Origin of the sequence: Pantoea sp. AG1095, from assembly GCF_003208415.1 — a bacterium.
GTDB classification, from domain to species: Bacteria; Pseudomonadota; Gammaproteobacteria; order Enterobacterales; family Enterobacteriaceae; genus Pantoea; species Pantoea leporis.
In genome coordinates, this window is the sequence record NZ_QKMJ01000001.1 from 985,528 (window position 1) to 998,475 (window position 12,948).

Here is a 12,948-nt window from a genome sequence, read left to right on the forward strand (position 1 = left end):
ATATTTACCCCTAAGTTACCCTTTGACCTGGCAGAGCGCTTCTGCACCGGCCTGAAGTGTTGCGTCGTCTTTTGCGAATGACAGACGAATTAATTTATTGTCAGTGCCGTCCATATAAAACGCCGACAACGGAATGGTGGCCACACCGTGATCGACGATGAGACGTTTTACCATTTCGCTATCACTTTCGTCACTGAAATGTCCGTAGCTGGCTAACATAAAGAACGAACCGGCGCTCGGCAGCAGTTTAAACGGCGAATCCTGCATCAAGGTCAGCAGGCGATCGCGCTTCTCCTGATAGAACGGCGACAGCTGCAGATAGTTCTGCGGATTTTGCAGATAGTGAGCAAAACCGACCTGCATCGGCGTATCGGCGGCATACATCATGAACTGATGGACTTTGACGATCTCTTCCATCAGCGCTGCCGGTGCCAGCGCATAACCCACGCGCCAGCCGGTGACATGGAAGGTTTTACCGAAGGAGGAAACCACCACGCTGCGTTGCGCCAGTTCCGGATGCGTTGCCATGCCGCAGTGCGTACGGCCATCAAACAGGATGTGTTCATAGACTTCGTCAGACAGCACCACAATATCGGTGTTGCGCGTCAACGCGGCTAACTGATCCAGATCCGCAGCTGACAGCACCTGCGCGCTGGGGTTGTGCGGCGTATTGATGATGATCATGCGGGTGCGCGGCGTAATGGTGGCGCGCAGTTCGTCCCAATTGATGGCGAAATCCGGCACCTGCAACTTCAGGCCAATTGGCGTAGCGCCCTGCAGACGGACCACCGGCGCGTAGCTGTCAAACGCCGGCTCGAAGAAGATCACTTCATCGCCTGCGTGGACCAGCGCGGAAATCGCCATGTAAATGCCCTGGCTGGCGCTGCCGGTGATCAGCACTTCGCTGCCGGCATCATAGTGCTGGCCATACAGCGTGTGAACTTTCTCCGCCAGCGCTTCACGCAGCGACGGCAGGCCGGTCATTGAAGCGTATTGGTTATGACCGTCACGCATCGCCTGGCTGACCAGCTCAACCAGCTTGGGATCACACGGAAAGTTGGGTGCGCCTTGCGACAGGTTAATGGCTTTATGCTGCGCCGACAGCTGGCCAATGACGCTAAAAATCGTCGTGCCGACATCGGGCTGTTTGGAAGAGATGTTAACACTGCTGTTCAAGGTCATCGGTGCCTCGTAAGGTTGCATAACCACGTATCGAAAGTAGATTTCTATTCAACGGTGTGCGGCTTGAGTCGACAAGCGAATTGTTGTCATAATAGCCATGATTAAAAATCATAGCTTGAGGTTGTTATGTCCCGCTCTGCTCTGCCGCTCAATGCCATCCACGCGTTTCTGGTCACCGCGCGCCATCTCAATTTGACGCGTGCCGCCAGCGAGCTGTGCATCACCCAAGGCGCGGTGAGCCGTAAAATCGCTACGCTGGAGAGTTGGCTGGGCTTCGCGCTGTATACCCGCCACGCTCGTGGTCTACATCTCACCGAACAAGGTGCCGCGCTGCTGCCGGAATTGCAGCAAGGTTTCGCCATGCTGGTGAATGCCACAGAAAAAGCCAGCCGCAGCAACGCCTCGATTCGCCTGAAAGCGCCTACCTGCGCCATGCGCTGGCTGGTGCCGCGTCTGGTGGCGCTGGAACAGCAGCGGCCAGATATTCACGTAGCGTTGACCACCACACTCGATCATGGCTCGCAGCTCGATAACTTTGACGCGGCAATTGTGTTTGGCCCGTCGCCAGCCGGTTCGATTTGCCTGTTTGAGGAGCGTTTAACGCCGGTGATGGCCAGCAGCGTCACGCCGCCCACGCAGTTTGGCGAACTGGCGAAGTTTACTTTTCTGCATCCCACGCCGGATTCACGCGACTGGCAGCTTTGGCTGGCCGGGCTGGATGCCGCGTTACCAATGGCGCGCAATCAGCATTTCGCCACCATGGATCTCGCGATCAGCGCTGCGATTCAGGGATTTGGCGTCACGGTGGCGGATGTCACCTTAGTGCAGAACGATGTGGTGAATGGGCGACTGATTGCGCCTTTTGCCACCAGTGTGGCGACCGGCGCAAGCTACAGCCTGTTACAGCGGGCGGAAAAAGATGCGCCACCGTTCCTGCCGGAACTGGTGGCGTGGTTATCTGAGGTTTAGAACGAGACCCATTCGTCAGAGGCTGATTTCGGCTGTGCGAGGCCTGCGCCGGTCAACACCGGCCGACGCAGCGCGGTTGGCGATACCACGGCCTTATTTACCGGCGCGCTGTCCGACAGACGGAATTTCGCCACCGAGGCCTGCAGCTCCTGCGTCTGGCGCTCCAGCGCGCTGGCAGCGGCAGAAACTTCCTCAACCAGCGAGGCGTTCTGCTGAGTGACGCTGTCCATCTCGGTGACGGCGGTACCGACCTGCGAAATCCCTTTGCTCTGCTCTTCTGACGCCGCAGCGATGTGCTTCATGATTTCATTTACATCCTGCACCGACTTAAGAATGTCGTGCATGGTGCTGCCCGCGCTGCTCACCAGCGCCGACCCTTTTTCCACGCGCTGCACGGAATCTTCGATCAATGTGGCGATCTCTTTCGCCGCACCGGCGCTGCGCTGTGCCAGATTGCGCACTTCACTGGCCACCACGGCAAAACCGCGGCCCTGTTCACCGGCGCGTGCGGCTTCTACCGCGGCGTTTAGCGCCAGGATGTTGGTCTGGAAAGCGATACTGTTAATCACGCTCGTGATCTCAGCGATCTTCTTCGAGCTGCCTGAGATGCCTTGCATGGTGGTAACCACTTCGCCTACCAACCGTCCGCCCTGCTGCGCGGTACCGGTAGCGGTTTCGGCCAGCGAACTGGCCTGTCGCGCGTTGTCGGCGTTGAACTTCACGGTAGCGGTTAACTGCTCCATGCTGGCCGCGGTTTGCTCCAGCGCGGCCGCCTGCTCTTCGGTGCGCGATGAGAGATCGTTGTTGCCAGAGGAGATCTCCGCTGCGCCGCGATAGATGTTTTCAGTGCCGCTGCGAATCGCGCTTACCGCTTCGCGCAGGCTGTCCTGCATGGCACGCAGCAGCGGCACCAGTTTGCCGACGCAGTTACGGCCAAAATCTTCCACCGGCTGGCTGAGGTCGCCCTGCGCAATAATCGTGAAATGGTTACGGATACGCTCCAGTGGTTTCACCAGCATCGCCACCAGATAGCGATCGGTAAACAGCAAGATAAACAAGCCAATCACCACCGCCACCAGAATAATGACTTTAGTGATGCTGGTGAGCTTATCGACGGTGACGCGCGTCTCATCCAGTTTGCTGCCTGCGGCTTTATTGAAAGCTTCCGCGCTGGCACCAAACGCACGACTAAGCGGCGGCGTGACGTTATTGGCTTGCGCACGATAGGCTTCAAGCGTGCCCTGCTGCGCCAGCGAAACCTGCGGTGCGATGCCTTCATCGAGCAGTTTTTGCCAGTTGGTGATGACGCTATTGGCGGTCTCCGCATCCATCGGACCTGGCGCCATGGTTTTAAACTGCGCCAGCAGCGTTTTCATATTGTCGAGCGCTTGTTGCACCGGGGTAAAAGCATCAGCACCGACTGCGCTGCCTGAGGCGCGGCCTTCCATCACGCGAGACAGACGCGTAACGACACGAAAATATTGATCATTTCCTTTACTTAAAATGGTCATTTGATTGACCAGTTGGCGGTCAATCTCGTTGCCCTGGCCGAGGGCGTTCAGTGAGTGGACGCTAAACAGCCCAACGGCACACCACAGCAGGCAAAACAGCCCAAGAATGGTGAGCAATACGGCGCGGATGGTGAAATTTTTTAAGATACCCATACATAATCCCTTGGTGTGAAACGCGAAGGAGGCCCGATAAAATCGGGCATATTGCGTTTATCGGCATCGGATCGGGAAAATGTAACGGTTTTGTAAGCTAATTAATTGCTTACTGACGCGGGTGAGGAATATGCGCTTTTAAGATTTATCAGCAAGATAGGCGAAAATTTGCCTTATAAATTGATTTGCCAGATTACACCATTAGCACGCTCATTAAAGCTTAACGTGGCTGCGCATCATCAAACGGAACAAACGCAGCCGTCCACGCATAAAGCGCGCCTTCACCACCGCCTGGGCTTTGCCCTGATCGCCCAGCGCCAGCGTCAGATCGTCGCCCGGTCGCCAGGCTGGCCAATCTACTTCACCCGCTAAGTGCGAGCTGAACTCGCTGGCTTCACGCGCGAAGGTGACCCAATAAGCGCTGACTGTGGAGGCGAACGCTTTATCCTGCTCGCTGTAGCTGCGTTCCGCTGGCGGCGCTAGCGTATCCAGCGTGTTAAAGACATAGGGAATTTCGTTGCCGTGCCAGGTGCCGTGCGGGTAGAGATCGCGCGCGTTTTCGGAGACGTAATCGAACCAGTAACGCCATGCGGGCAGGCCGATATTGTGCTGCGCCTGCGCGATGATTAACGGTAACACCGTGAACGCCATATCGCGCGCCACCGCACGTCCCAGCAGCGCATCATCATGAATGTCGTACAGCCACTTCATCAGGCGATAACTGATGCGGTTTTTGCTGCGCATCTGTCGCAATACTGCCGTGGCATCCACGCCAAAATAGTCCAGTACGCTGGCTTCATCGCTGTTGCTGCCGATCATTAACGGAATGCGATGCTGCTTGCCGGAGATAAACGTGGTTAACATCGGTTTCGGCAGTACCGCATCGCCGCTGATGGGCACCGGGCCGAGCGCCAGCGGGCGTTCTAACGGCCAGAATTGTTCGGCCGGTAGCTCGCGCAGCTGCTCGGCGCTGGCATCTTCGGGTAACGCAAAATGCGCCGCGACCTGTAAACCGATCTGTTGTGCCTGCTTTTGCGGGATGTCGGGCAAGCTGTAGGCGCTTTGTACGATGCCTTTGTGAAATAGCGCCTCGGAGAGCGGCGAGCAGCACAGCGATAACACACTACGCGCACCGGAGGATTCACCAAACAGCGTCACGTTATGGCGATCGCCGCCAAAGGCAGGAATGTTGCGCTGAATCCACTGTAAAGCAGCAATTTGATCGAGTAAGGCAAAGTTGTTGATCACGCGCCCGTCAGGGTATTGCGCATCCAGCGCCGGATGAGAGAAGAAACCGAAGTGACCAAGGCGATAATTGAGCGTTACCACCACCACACCTTGCGCCGCCAGCGCTTTACCGCGATAAGGATCAAGATTACCGGCGCCGATGGAAAATCCCCCGCCATGCAACCAGACCATTACCGGCAACGGCCGCGAAGGCTCAACATCCGGCGTCCAGATATTCAGGTAGAGACAATCCTCACTAAAGCGACCGGGATCGCCACCGCCGGCGGCCACGCAATAGTCACGATTTTGCCAGCTTGCTGCGCCCCATTCGGTCGCATCACGCACCTCTTGCCACGGCTGGACCGGCTGCGGCGGTCGCCAGCGTAAAGCGCCAGTAGGTGCAGCTGCGTACGGTATTCCTTTAAAGACAAAAAGATCTTCGTCCATCAGGCCTCTGAGTTCCCCTTCTGCGGTCATGATCCTCAGACGTCGTTCATTTTTCATCTCGGGTTCCCTGATAATGCATCGTTCCATTATTTGCAGGCCTTAGACGAATGTCCATGTTCTGAAAGCATTTGCAGATTAAGCCGAAACGCGGCGCGATTCTTTGAACAACTCCATCAAATATTTTGGCTAACCCCATCGAGGCCATTTGTTTTAAGGTTGCAAGTTAACCTGGCGCGACGGAGAAACACCATGTTTGGTGGCATTAATCAAATGTTCAACCGGATGTGCGATCACCCGGACCTTGGCAAACTGCTTTTGCGCCTGACGTTGGGCGGATTGCTGTTGTTTCATGGGGCGTTCAAAGTGGTGCATGGCGTGGGTTGGATTGCGCACATGCTCGCCGTCAAAGGAATGCCAGGTTTCATCGCTTACGGTGCTTACATCGGGGAAATAGCGGCACCTGTAATGGTGATCATCGGATTTTTGACGCGCCCTGCGGCGTTCATCATTGCGGTGAACATGATTGTTGCGACACTGCTGGTAAAAATGGGCGCTGTCTGGCACCGCACCGACGTCGGTGCGTGGGCGCTGGAGACAGAAGCGCTTTACCTGCTGGGTGCGCTCGCCATTATGTTTTTAGGTGCCGGGAAGTACACGCTGGTGCGTGACGCGCGCTTGCAATAACCACAAGAAAAGCAGCCGGTCTGCTGAATTTCAGACCGGCTGTAACATTTCTCCTCAGGCTACGCCACAGCGTTCCAGACTGCGCTGCTGCATCTGCTGGTACAACGCCATTTCATCCTGCACCGCGCAACCTAACGCGCTTTCAAAATCCGCTCGGCTGGCATTACCCGCGCTGCGTGTTTGCGCCACGTCCCCCAGATTCGACTGGAAAATCCCCGCAGCACTGACCGGCAGGAAATCTTCGTAAACGATCGGTTCGGCACTCAAACGCTCTTCAGCCAGCAACTGCGTCACGCTTTCGCCCGCGCGTGGCGGCAGATGCTCGCCTTTTTCGGTCAGGCGATAGCGGAACCACGCCAGCTGCTGCTCGCGCAAAGACTCTTCGTCGTCGGGGAAATCACTAAACACCGCGCTAAGATGTTGCTGGTGATGCTGGTTATCGCTGCCGGTACCGGCTTCGGCCAGCAGACGATCGTAAAGTTCGCGTCCTTTCGGGGTGAGCGCCGCGCCGCGCTGTTCGATCTCACCAAAGCGCGCGGTGTGCGTCCCCGGCGTACCATCGTTAAAGTGCACCGCTTCTTCCAGCGCTTTGAAGCTGGTCTGGCGCAGCAGAATCGGTACTTTACGCTGCGGCGGGCCTTCAATCAGGGTTTTGGGATCGATGCCGCGTGAAGGCATCAGCGCTTGCACCCGATCAATATCCAGCGTGCGCGGCGTCAAATGGTTGATGTGGCAACCACGGAAACACACCACATCGGCAATCAGACGATGCTGCTGGCTCAGTGCGCGATAAGTGGTGCTGTCTACGGTGGTGTGCGCATGCCAGCGGAAGGTTTCCAGCGCTTCCTGCACGAAAGTGGCGGCATCCGCGGCGTTCAAACCGCCCTGCTGATGATGCTTAGCGATCAACGCGCGGCAACCTGGCGTAAAGATATCGCGCGCGGCGAGAATTGCAGCGGCCTTCTCGCGCAGCGCCGCATCATCAATCAGTTCCAGACGCAGCAACGAAGTGAAAACGCGGAATGGATTATGGCGCAACGCGCGATCGCTGACCGGACGAAACGCCGTGGAGTGCACCGGCACACCGGCTTGCGACAGGTCGTAATACCCCACCGCTTCCATGCCCATCACGGCGAACATCTGGCGCAACGTGCTGAGTTCATCAGCCTTTCCGACGCGAATCGCACCGTGACGCTCGACGCTCAGGCGACTCAGTTCATCGGCGGCCGACAAGCGGTTTTTTAACTCGGGATTGGCTTCCAGCGTACGTTCATTAACAGCGGTGACCAACTGCGTCAGCGTGCCGTATTGCGGCACTTCCTGCTGATACAGGGTCGACATTGCCTGCGAGAACAGCGTGCGGATGGCATCGCTGCTGAGAAAGTTTGGCATAATCATCACCTTGGGCTAACGGGTTGTTGCTACTGTAGATCAACCCTTTAGCGGCGGGTAACAATTTCATGGAACTGTGATCGCCTTGTCACTCGGTGAGGTTTGACTGGTCACCAAAGCGACATTTCAGCACCAGCATGATGGTGGTTAACACGGCGGGAATCGCCAGCAGCAGGAAGATCTGACTGAACGTCCAGCCAAGCGTTAACAACTCGGCACCGACAAAGGCGCTAATGATGGCGCCGATGCGCCCTATGCCGTGCATCCAGCTGGAGCCGGTGGCACGCGCATGAGTTGGGTAATAACTGGCGGAGAGCGCATTCATGCCGGTATTGGCGCCGTTAAAACAGAAGCCGCTGCAGAAAGCGATGGCGCTCATTAAGCCGACCTGCGCGGGTGAAAAACCCAGCGCCACAATCGCAATGCCACCGCAGAAATAGATCACCGCCAGCGCCAGGTTGGCGTTGATGCGGTCCATCAACCAACCCGCAAACAGCGAGCCAAGGGTTCCGCCAGCCTGATACATCGCCGTGACAATCGCCGCTTCCGTCACCGACATGCCGAGCGTGCTGATCAATGAAGGCATCCAACTGCCAATCAAATAAACGAGGAACAGCCCCATAAAGTAGCCGCCCCACAACATCAAACTGCCGAACAGATAGCGGCGCGACACCACGGTCGCCACCGAGCCTTTACGCGCGGTCGGCAACTCAGTGCTTTGATAATGGCTATCCGGCTGCACGCTGCCGGGCAGCATACGTTCGAGGATGGCGTGAATACGTGCGGCAGGCGCGCGACGGCTAATCAGAAAACGTACCGATTCCGGTAAGCCGCGCACTAAAAAAGGCAGCACCAGCAGCGGCAGCACGCCGCCCATCAGCATAACGGAGTGCCAGTCATAGCGCGGCAGCAGCCACGAAGCGGCAAAGCCTCCCGTCGCGGCACCAAAGGTAAAGCCACAGAACACCACGGTAATAATAAATGAGCGGCGACGTTCGGGCGCGTATTCGGCAACCAGCGTGCCCACGTTGGGCATCGCGGCCCCAAGCCCTAAGCCGGTGAGAAAGCGGAACAGCATCATCTGTTCGATGTTTTGCGCCATCGCCGTGGCCAGCGTCCACAGACCGAAAAACAGCACGCTGATGAGGATCATCACGCGGCGACCATAGCGATCGGCCAGCGGTCCAGCGACCATCGCCCCCAATGCCAGACCAATCAGCGCCGCGCTGATCACCATGCCGAGTTGATGATTCGTGACGCCCCAACTGGCTTTCAGCGTGGGCGCAATAAAGCCCATCAGCGCAATGTCCATGCCGTCCAGCGCCACTACCACGAAGCACAGCGCGATTAAGCGCTTCTGCCAGCTGCTAAGCGCACTCTTATTGATAAGCTGGCGAACGTCTACTGCTTCAACGCTGGTCACGTAACGACTCCTGCACTTTTAACCGTTTAGGGCATCAGTTTTAGTAAAAAAAACGGCGCTTATCATAGCTCATCGTTAACAATAACAGGCACTCTTTTTGGATGTAATTGAGAACTATTCAACTTTTTACGCTGTATGTTATTGATTTTATAGCGCGCGAATATGCTGCAAAAAGTGTCTTTTTCAGCTTTACCCATAAATACATCAGGTTAGCGGCGAAGCTTGCATAGCGGTGTTTTTGTTAATATAAATTTGCAGGCAAGTTAACATAATTAACGTTTCCTCATTGCTGCTCCTCGGCATAACTCATTATGTTGGGCGTATGGACAAAAATATCCTTTTCAATCAGCGCATTCGCTTGCGTCATTTACATACCTTTGTGGCGGTGGCGCAGCAAGGCACGCTCGGTCGTGCCGCTGAAACGCTCAATCTGAGCCAGCCCGCTTTATCGAAAACACTGAATGAGCTGGAAGAGCTGGCGGGCGCGCGACTGTTTGAGCGCGGACGACTCGGCGCGCAGCTCACCACGCTGGGCGAACAGTTTCTGGTTCATGCGGTGAAAGTGCTGGATGCGCTTAATCATGCTGGTCAGAGCTTCAACGCGCCGCAGCCGGGCCGACCGGTGGTGATTCGACTCGGCGCGCTGACGACTGCGGCGATGGGCATGCTGCCGCAAATTCTCGATCGCTTCCATGAACAGCAACCTAACACCACGGTGCAGGTTGCGACATTGCATAACAACGTGTTGTTGGCCGGTTTACGTGCGGGTGAGTTTGATGTCGGGATTGGTCGTATGGCGGACAGCGATATGATGGCCGGACTCACTTATGAATTGCTGTTCCTGGAATCACTCAAACTGGTGGTGCGCCCCGATCATCCGCTATTAAGCGAGAACGTTATGCTGTCGCGCGCGATGCAGTGGCCAGTAGTGATTTCGCCGGAAGGCACCGCACCGCGCCGTATCGCGCAGCATATGCTGAATGAGCAAGGTTGTACCTTGCCAGCAAACTGCGTTGAAACCTCATCGACATCGCTGGCGCGACAGCTGGCATTGCGTTACGACTATGTGTGGTTTGTGCCTTCTGGCGCCATCAAAGAAGATTTGAATCACGATGCGTTGTGCGCGCTACCGATTGCCTCGCCGGGGCCGGGCGAACCGGTGGGCATTATTACGCGCAGCGGCAGTCCATTAAGCCTGAGCGCCGAAGTGCTGATGGCGACCATCCGCAAATTCCACAGCTAGCGACTGTGTTTTGCATGACGCTCACGGTTCTCCAGGCGCGCCTGTTCGGTTTTTCGTAAACCGACATAGAGCGCGCCCGCCCCACCATCTTTCGGCTGCGCCGTACAAAAGGTCTGCACTTCTGCAAACTCCGGCAACCATCGCGCCACATAGCTGCGCACGATATTGGCGTGCGACTCATCGTCACGCCCTTTGCCATGAATAATCAATAGATTGCGCAACCCATGTTTATTGGCCTGCTGCATAAAGCTGAACAGCGCCTGACGACAGGTTTCTACTGGCTGACGCAACAGATTAAGGCTGGCTTGAGGCGGATATTTGCCCAGTCGCAGCTTATCCAGCACGCCTTGCTGTACGCCTTCAACTTTAAATTCCAGCGGTGTTGTCAACGGAACGATGTCGAGATAGCCACGCGTGAGGAAATTTTCCTGCTCGTCACTTTCCTGCGGCGCACGCGGCGCTTTAGGCGAAGGTGCGCGTAGCCATTGGGTATTAGCGCAATTTTTTAATGGTGTCACATCACCCATGGCATCACGGAAAAGGTCTTCATCATCAAGGTTCATGGTGTTTCCTCTCGCCTGGTGTTTGCCTCCGCGTCCAATTCGACGCTAAAGCAAAAGAGTAGCAAAGGATTATGGGCAAAACATCTGTCACTTTTTGCGCTGTAATAAGCGCGCTCTAGCTGTAAACCTGGCAACAAAACGTTCCAGATCAATAAATGCGCTTCAGTCAGACCAGCGCAAACCGCGTAATACCTGACATTTGTGGGGTTTTAAGGACATTTACTGCTCGGATGAGTTCCCTTCGCTTAGAAAAATGTTAAAATTGACCGCAGTCAATAATCATCGAGCGTAACTATATGATCCAGGAAAAACGCAGCATTCGACGTATTCAGTCTGGCGGTTGTGCCATCCATTGTCAGGATTGCAGTATCAGCCAATTGTGTATTCCCTTCACGCTGAACGAGCACGAACTGGATCAGCTGGATAACATCATTGAGCGCAAAAAGCCGATTCAGAAAGGCCAGACGCTGTTCAAAGCCGGTGATGAACTGAAATCTCTCTACGCTATCCGCTCCGGCACTATCAAAAGCTACACCATCACTGAACAAGGCGACGAGCAAATTACTGGCTTCCATTTGGCAGGCGATTTGGTGGGTTTTGACGCCATTGTTGGTGCCAAACATCCAAGCTTTGCGCAAGCGCTGGAAACCGCGATGGTGTGCGAAATCCCGTTTGAAACGCTTGACGACCTCTCCGGTAAAATGCCGGCGCTGCGTCAGCAAATGATGCGTTTGATGAGCGGTGAAATCAAAGGCGATCAGGATATGATTCTGCTGCTGTCGAAGAAAAATGCCGAAGAGCGTCTGGCGGCATTTGTCTGGAATCTGTCGCGTCGTTTCGGTCAGCGCGGCTTCTCACAGCGTGAATTCCGTTTGACCATGACGCGTGGCGACATTGGTAACTATCTGGGACTAACCGTAGAAACCATCAGTCGTCTGCTGGGTCGCTTCCAGAAAAGTGGCATGCTGGCCGTAAAAGGCAAATATATCACCATTGAGAACCACGCTCTGCTGGCAGAATTAGCTGGCCAGACCGAACAAGCCGCGTGATTCTGTGCCGGGTTAATAAAAGTTATTTTATTGATCCGGCAACAACTTTTCCGCTTCTGCCCTGTCCAAACTTAGGCTATCTTTAACCCAACTTGCTTTGGTTTTAGGAGATCGGCTTATGTCCCGGTACCAAAATATTCTGGTGGCTATTGATGCCCAGCAGGACGATCAGCCCGCGCTGCGTCGTGCGGTTTATCTCAATCAACGTATTGGCGGAAAAATCAAAGCTTTCCTGCCTATTTACGACTTCTCATATGAAATGACCACGCTGCTGTCGCCCGACGAGCGCTCCAATATGCGCAAAGGGGTGATCAGCCAACGTACCGAATGGATCCGCCAACAGGCCCAGGCATATATTGAGGCCGGCGTTGAAATTGAAATCAAAGTGGTTTGGCATAACCGTCCCTATGAAGCCATCATCCAGGAAATTCTGGCACATCAGCATGATTTAGTGTTGAAAATGGCGCACCAGCACGATCGCCTCGAAGCGGTCATCTTCACCCCGACGGATTGGCATCTGCTGCGTAAATGTCCATGTCCGGTATGGATGGTGAAAGATCAGGCGTGGCCCGAAGGCGGCAAAGCGGTGGTAGCGGTCAACTTAGCCAGCGAAGAGCCGCATCATGATGAGCTGAATCAGAAGCTGATTCGTGAAACCACGCTGCTTGCCGAGATGGTGAATCACACCGAAGTGCATTTGGTCGGCGCTTACCCCATCACCCCGATCAATATTGCTATCGAACTGCCCGACTTTGATCCCAGCGTTTACAACGACGCGATTCGCGGCCAGCATTTAGTGGCGATGAAAGCGCTGCGTCAAAAATTCTCCATCAGTGAAGAGTTCACCCACGTGGCGAAAGGTTTGCCCGAGGAAGTGATTCCGGATATTGCCTCGCATCTGGACGCCGGCATTGTGGTGCTCGGCACCATCGGCCGTACCGGTTTGTCAGCCGCGTTCCTGGGTAACACTGCGGAACAGGTGATTGATCATCTGCGTTGTGATTTGTTGGCGATCAAGCCAGACGATTTCAAATCGCCGATTGATCACGATGACGAAGAAGATGAAGACGATTGATTAAAAAAAGGGCGGCTCGCCATGGCCGCC

General features: G+C 55.4%; 11 protein-coding genes. 5 read left to right on the forward strand and 6 right to left on the reverse strand.

The window, feature by feature from the left end; genetic code table 11:
- Window positions 1–15: 15 nt before the first annotated feature.
- Window positions 16–1,182, reverse strand: coding sequence for a methionine aminotransferase (locus DEU53_RS04725; protein ID WP_110866209.1), 1,167 nt, complete (start codon window positions 1,180–1,182; stop codon window positions 16–18).
- 126 nt (window positions 1,183–1,308) lie between these two features.
- Here DEU53_RS04725 and DEU53_RS04730 point away from each other — a divergent pair, with 126 nt between their 5' ends.
- Entirely contained in the window at window positions 1,309–2,151 is an 843-nt protein-coding gene (locus DEU53_RS04730) for a LysR substrate-binding domain-containing protein (protein WP_110866210.1), read from the forward strand.
- Here DEU53_RS04730 and DEU53_RS04735 read toward each other — a convergent pair.
- Window positions 2,148–3,815, reverse strand: coding sequence for a methyl-accepting chemotaxis protein (locus DEU53_RS04735; protein ID WP_110866211.1), 1,668 nt, complete (start codon window positions 3,813–3,815; stop codon window positions 2,148–2,150). The two genes, DEU53_RS04730 and DEU53_RS04735, sit on opposite strands and share 4 nt — an antisense overlap.
- Window positions 3,816–4,028: 213 nt before the next feature.
- On the reverse strand, window positions 4,029–5,546 hold the full coding sequence (locus DEU53_RS04740; protein WP_101764326.1) for a carboxylesterase/lipase family protein: 1,518 nt from the start codon (window positions 5,544–5,546) through the stop codon (window positions 4,029–4,031).
- Window positions 5,547–5,738: 192 nt separating this feature from the next.
- Here DEU53_RS04740 and DEU53_RS04745 point away from each other — a divergent pair, with 192 nt between their 5' ends.
- Entirely contained in the window at window positions 5,739–6,173 is a 435-nt protein-coding gene (locus DEU53_RS04745; RefSeq protein WP_110866212.1) for a DoxX family protein, read from the forward strand.
- Between the two features lie 54 nt (window positions 6,174–6,227).
- On the opposite strand, the gene DEU53_RS04750 is transcribed toward DEU53_RS04745, so the two are convergent.
- Both DEU53_RS04750 and DEU53_RS04755 read right to left on the reverse strand, forming a co-directional pair.
- The gene (locus DEU53_RS04750) at window positions 6,228–7,565 is read right to left on the reverse strand and encodes a VOC family protein (RefSeq protein ID WP_199559672.1); all 1,338 of its coding nucleotides are present in this window, start codon (window positions 7,563–7,565) and stop codon (window positions 6,228–6,230) included.
- 88 nt (window positions 7,566–7,653) lie between these two features.
- Window positions 7,654–8,988, reverse strand: coding sequence for an aromatic acid/H+ symport family MFS transporter (locus DEU53_RS04755; RefSeq protein ID WP_101764324.1), 1,335 nt, complete (start codon window positions 8,986–8,988; stop codon window positions 7,654–7,656).
- A 322-nt stretch (window positions 8,989–9,310) separates the two neighbouring features.
- Here DEU53_RS04755 and DEU53_RS04760 point away from each other — a divergent pair, with 322 nt between their 5' ends.
- A complete protein-coding gene (locus tag DEU53_RS04760; protein ID WP_101764323.1) occupies window positions 9,311–10,231 on the forward strand; it encodes a LysR substrate-binding domain-containing protein in 921 nt (306 codons plus the stop codon).
- Here DEU53_RS04760 and smrA read toward each other — a convergent pair.
- Window positions 10,228–10,794 carry a DNA endonuclease SmrA gene (smrA, locus tag DEU53_RS04765; RefSeq protein ID WP_110866213.1) on the reverse strand — a complete coding sequence of 189 codons (567 nt, stop codon included), beginning with the start codon at window positions 10,792–10,794 and terminating at the stop codon, window positions 10,228–10,230. The genes DEU53_RS04760 and smrA overlap by 4 nt on opposite strands.
- A 296-nt stretch (window positions 10,795–11,090) precedes the next feature.
- Here smrA and DEU53_RS04770 point away from each other — a divergent pair, with 296 nt between their 5' ends.
- Window positions 11,091–11,843: an FNR family transcription factor gene (locus tag DEU53_RS04770; protein ID WP_008106391.1), complete on the forward strand. Its 753-nt coding sequence runs from the start codon at window positions 11,091–11,093 to the stop codon at window positions 11,841–11,843.
- Between the two features lie 118 nt (window positions 11,844–11,961).
- Window positions 11,962–12,918: a universal stress protein UspE gene (gene uspE / locus DEU53_RS04775; protein ID WP_101764321.1), complete on the forward strand. Its 957-nt coding sequence runs from the start codon at window positions 11,962–11,964 to the stop codon at window positions 12,916–12,918.
- Window positions 12,919–12,948: the final 30 nt, after the last annotated feature.

Excerpts from the sequence above, each read along its gene's own strand:
- DEU53_RS04725 (WP_110866209.1), bottom strand. The coding sequence starts at position 1,182 with ATGACCTTGAACAGCAGTGTTAACATCTCTTCCAAACAGCCCGATGTC.
- DEU53_RS04730 (WP_110866210.1), top strand. The coding sequence starts at position 1,309 with ATGTCCCGCTCTGCTCTGCCGCTCAATGCCATCCACGCGTTTCTGGTC.
- DEU53_RS04735 (WP_110866211.1), bottom strand. The coding sequence starts at position 3,815 with ATGGGTATCTTAAAAAATTTCACCATCCGCGCCGTATTGCTCACCATT.
- DEU53_RS04740 (WP_101764326.1), bottom strand. The coding sequence starts at position 5,546 with ATGAAAAATGAACGACGTCTGAGGATCATGACCGCAGAAGGGGAACTC.
- DEU53_RS04745 (WP_110866212.1), top strand. The coding sequence starts at position 5,739 with ATGTTTGGTGGCATTAATCAAATGTTCAACCGGATGTGCGATCACCCG.
- DEU53_RS04750 (WP_199559672.1), bottom strand. The coding sequence starts at position 7,565 with ATGCCAAACTTTCTCAGCAGCGATGCCATCCGCACGCTGTTCTCGCAG.
- DEU53_RS04760 (WP_101764323.1), top strand. The coding sequence starts at position 9,311 with ATGGACAAAAATATCCTTTTCAATCAGCGCATTCGCTTGCGTCATTTA.
- smrA (WP_110866213.1), bottom strand. The coding sequence starts at position 10,794 with ATGAACCTTGATGATGAAGACCTTTTCCGTGATGCCATGGGTGATGTG.
- DEU53_RS04770 (WP_008106391.1), top strand. The coding sequence starts at position 11,091 with ATGATCCAGGAAAAACGCAGCATTCGACGTATTCAGTCTGGCGGTTGT.
- uspE (WP_101764321.1), top strand. The coding sequence starts at position 11,962 with ATGTCCCGGTACCAAAATATTCTGGTGGCTATTGATGCCCAGCAGGAC.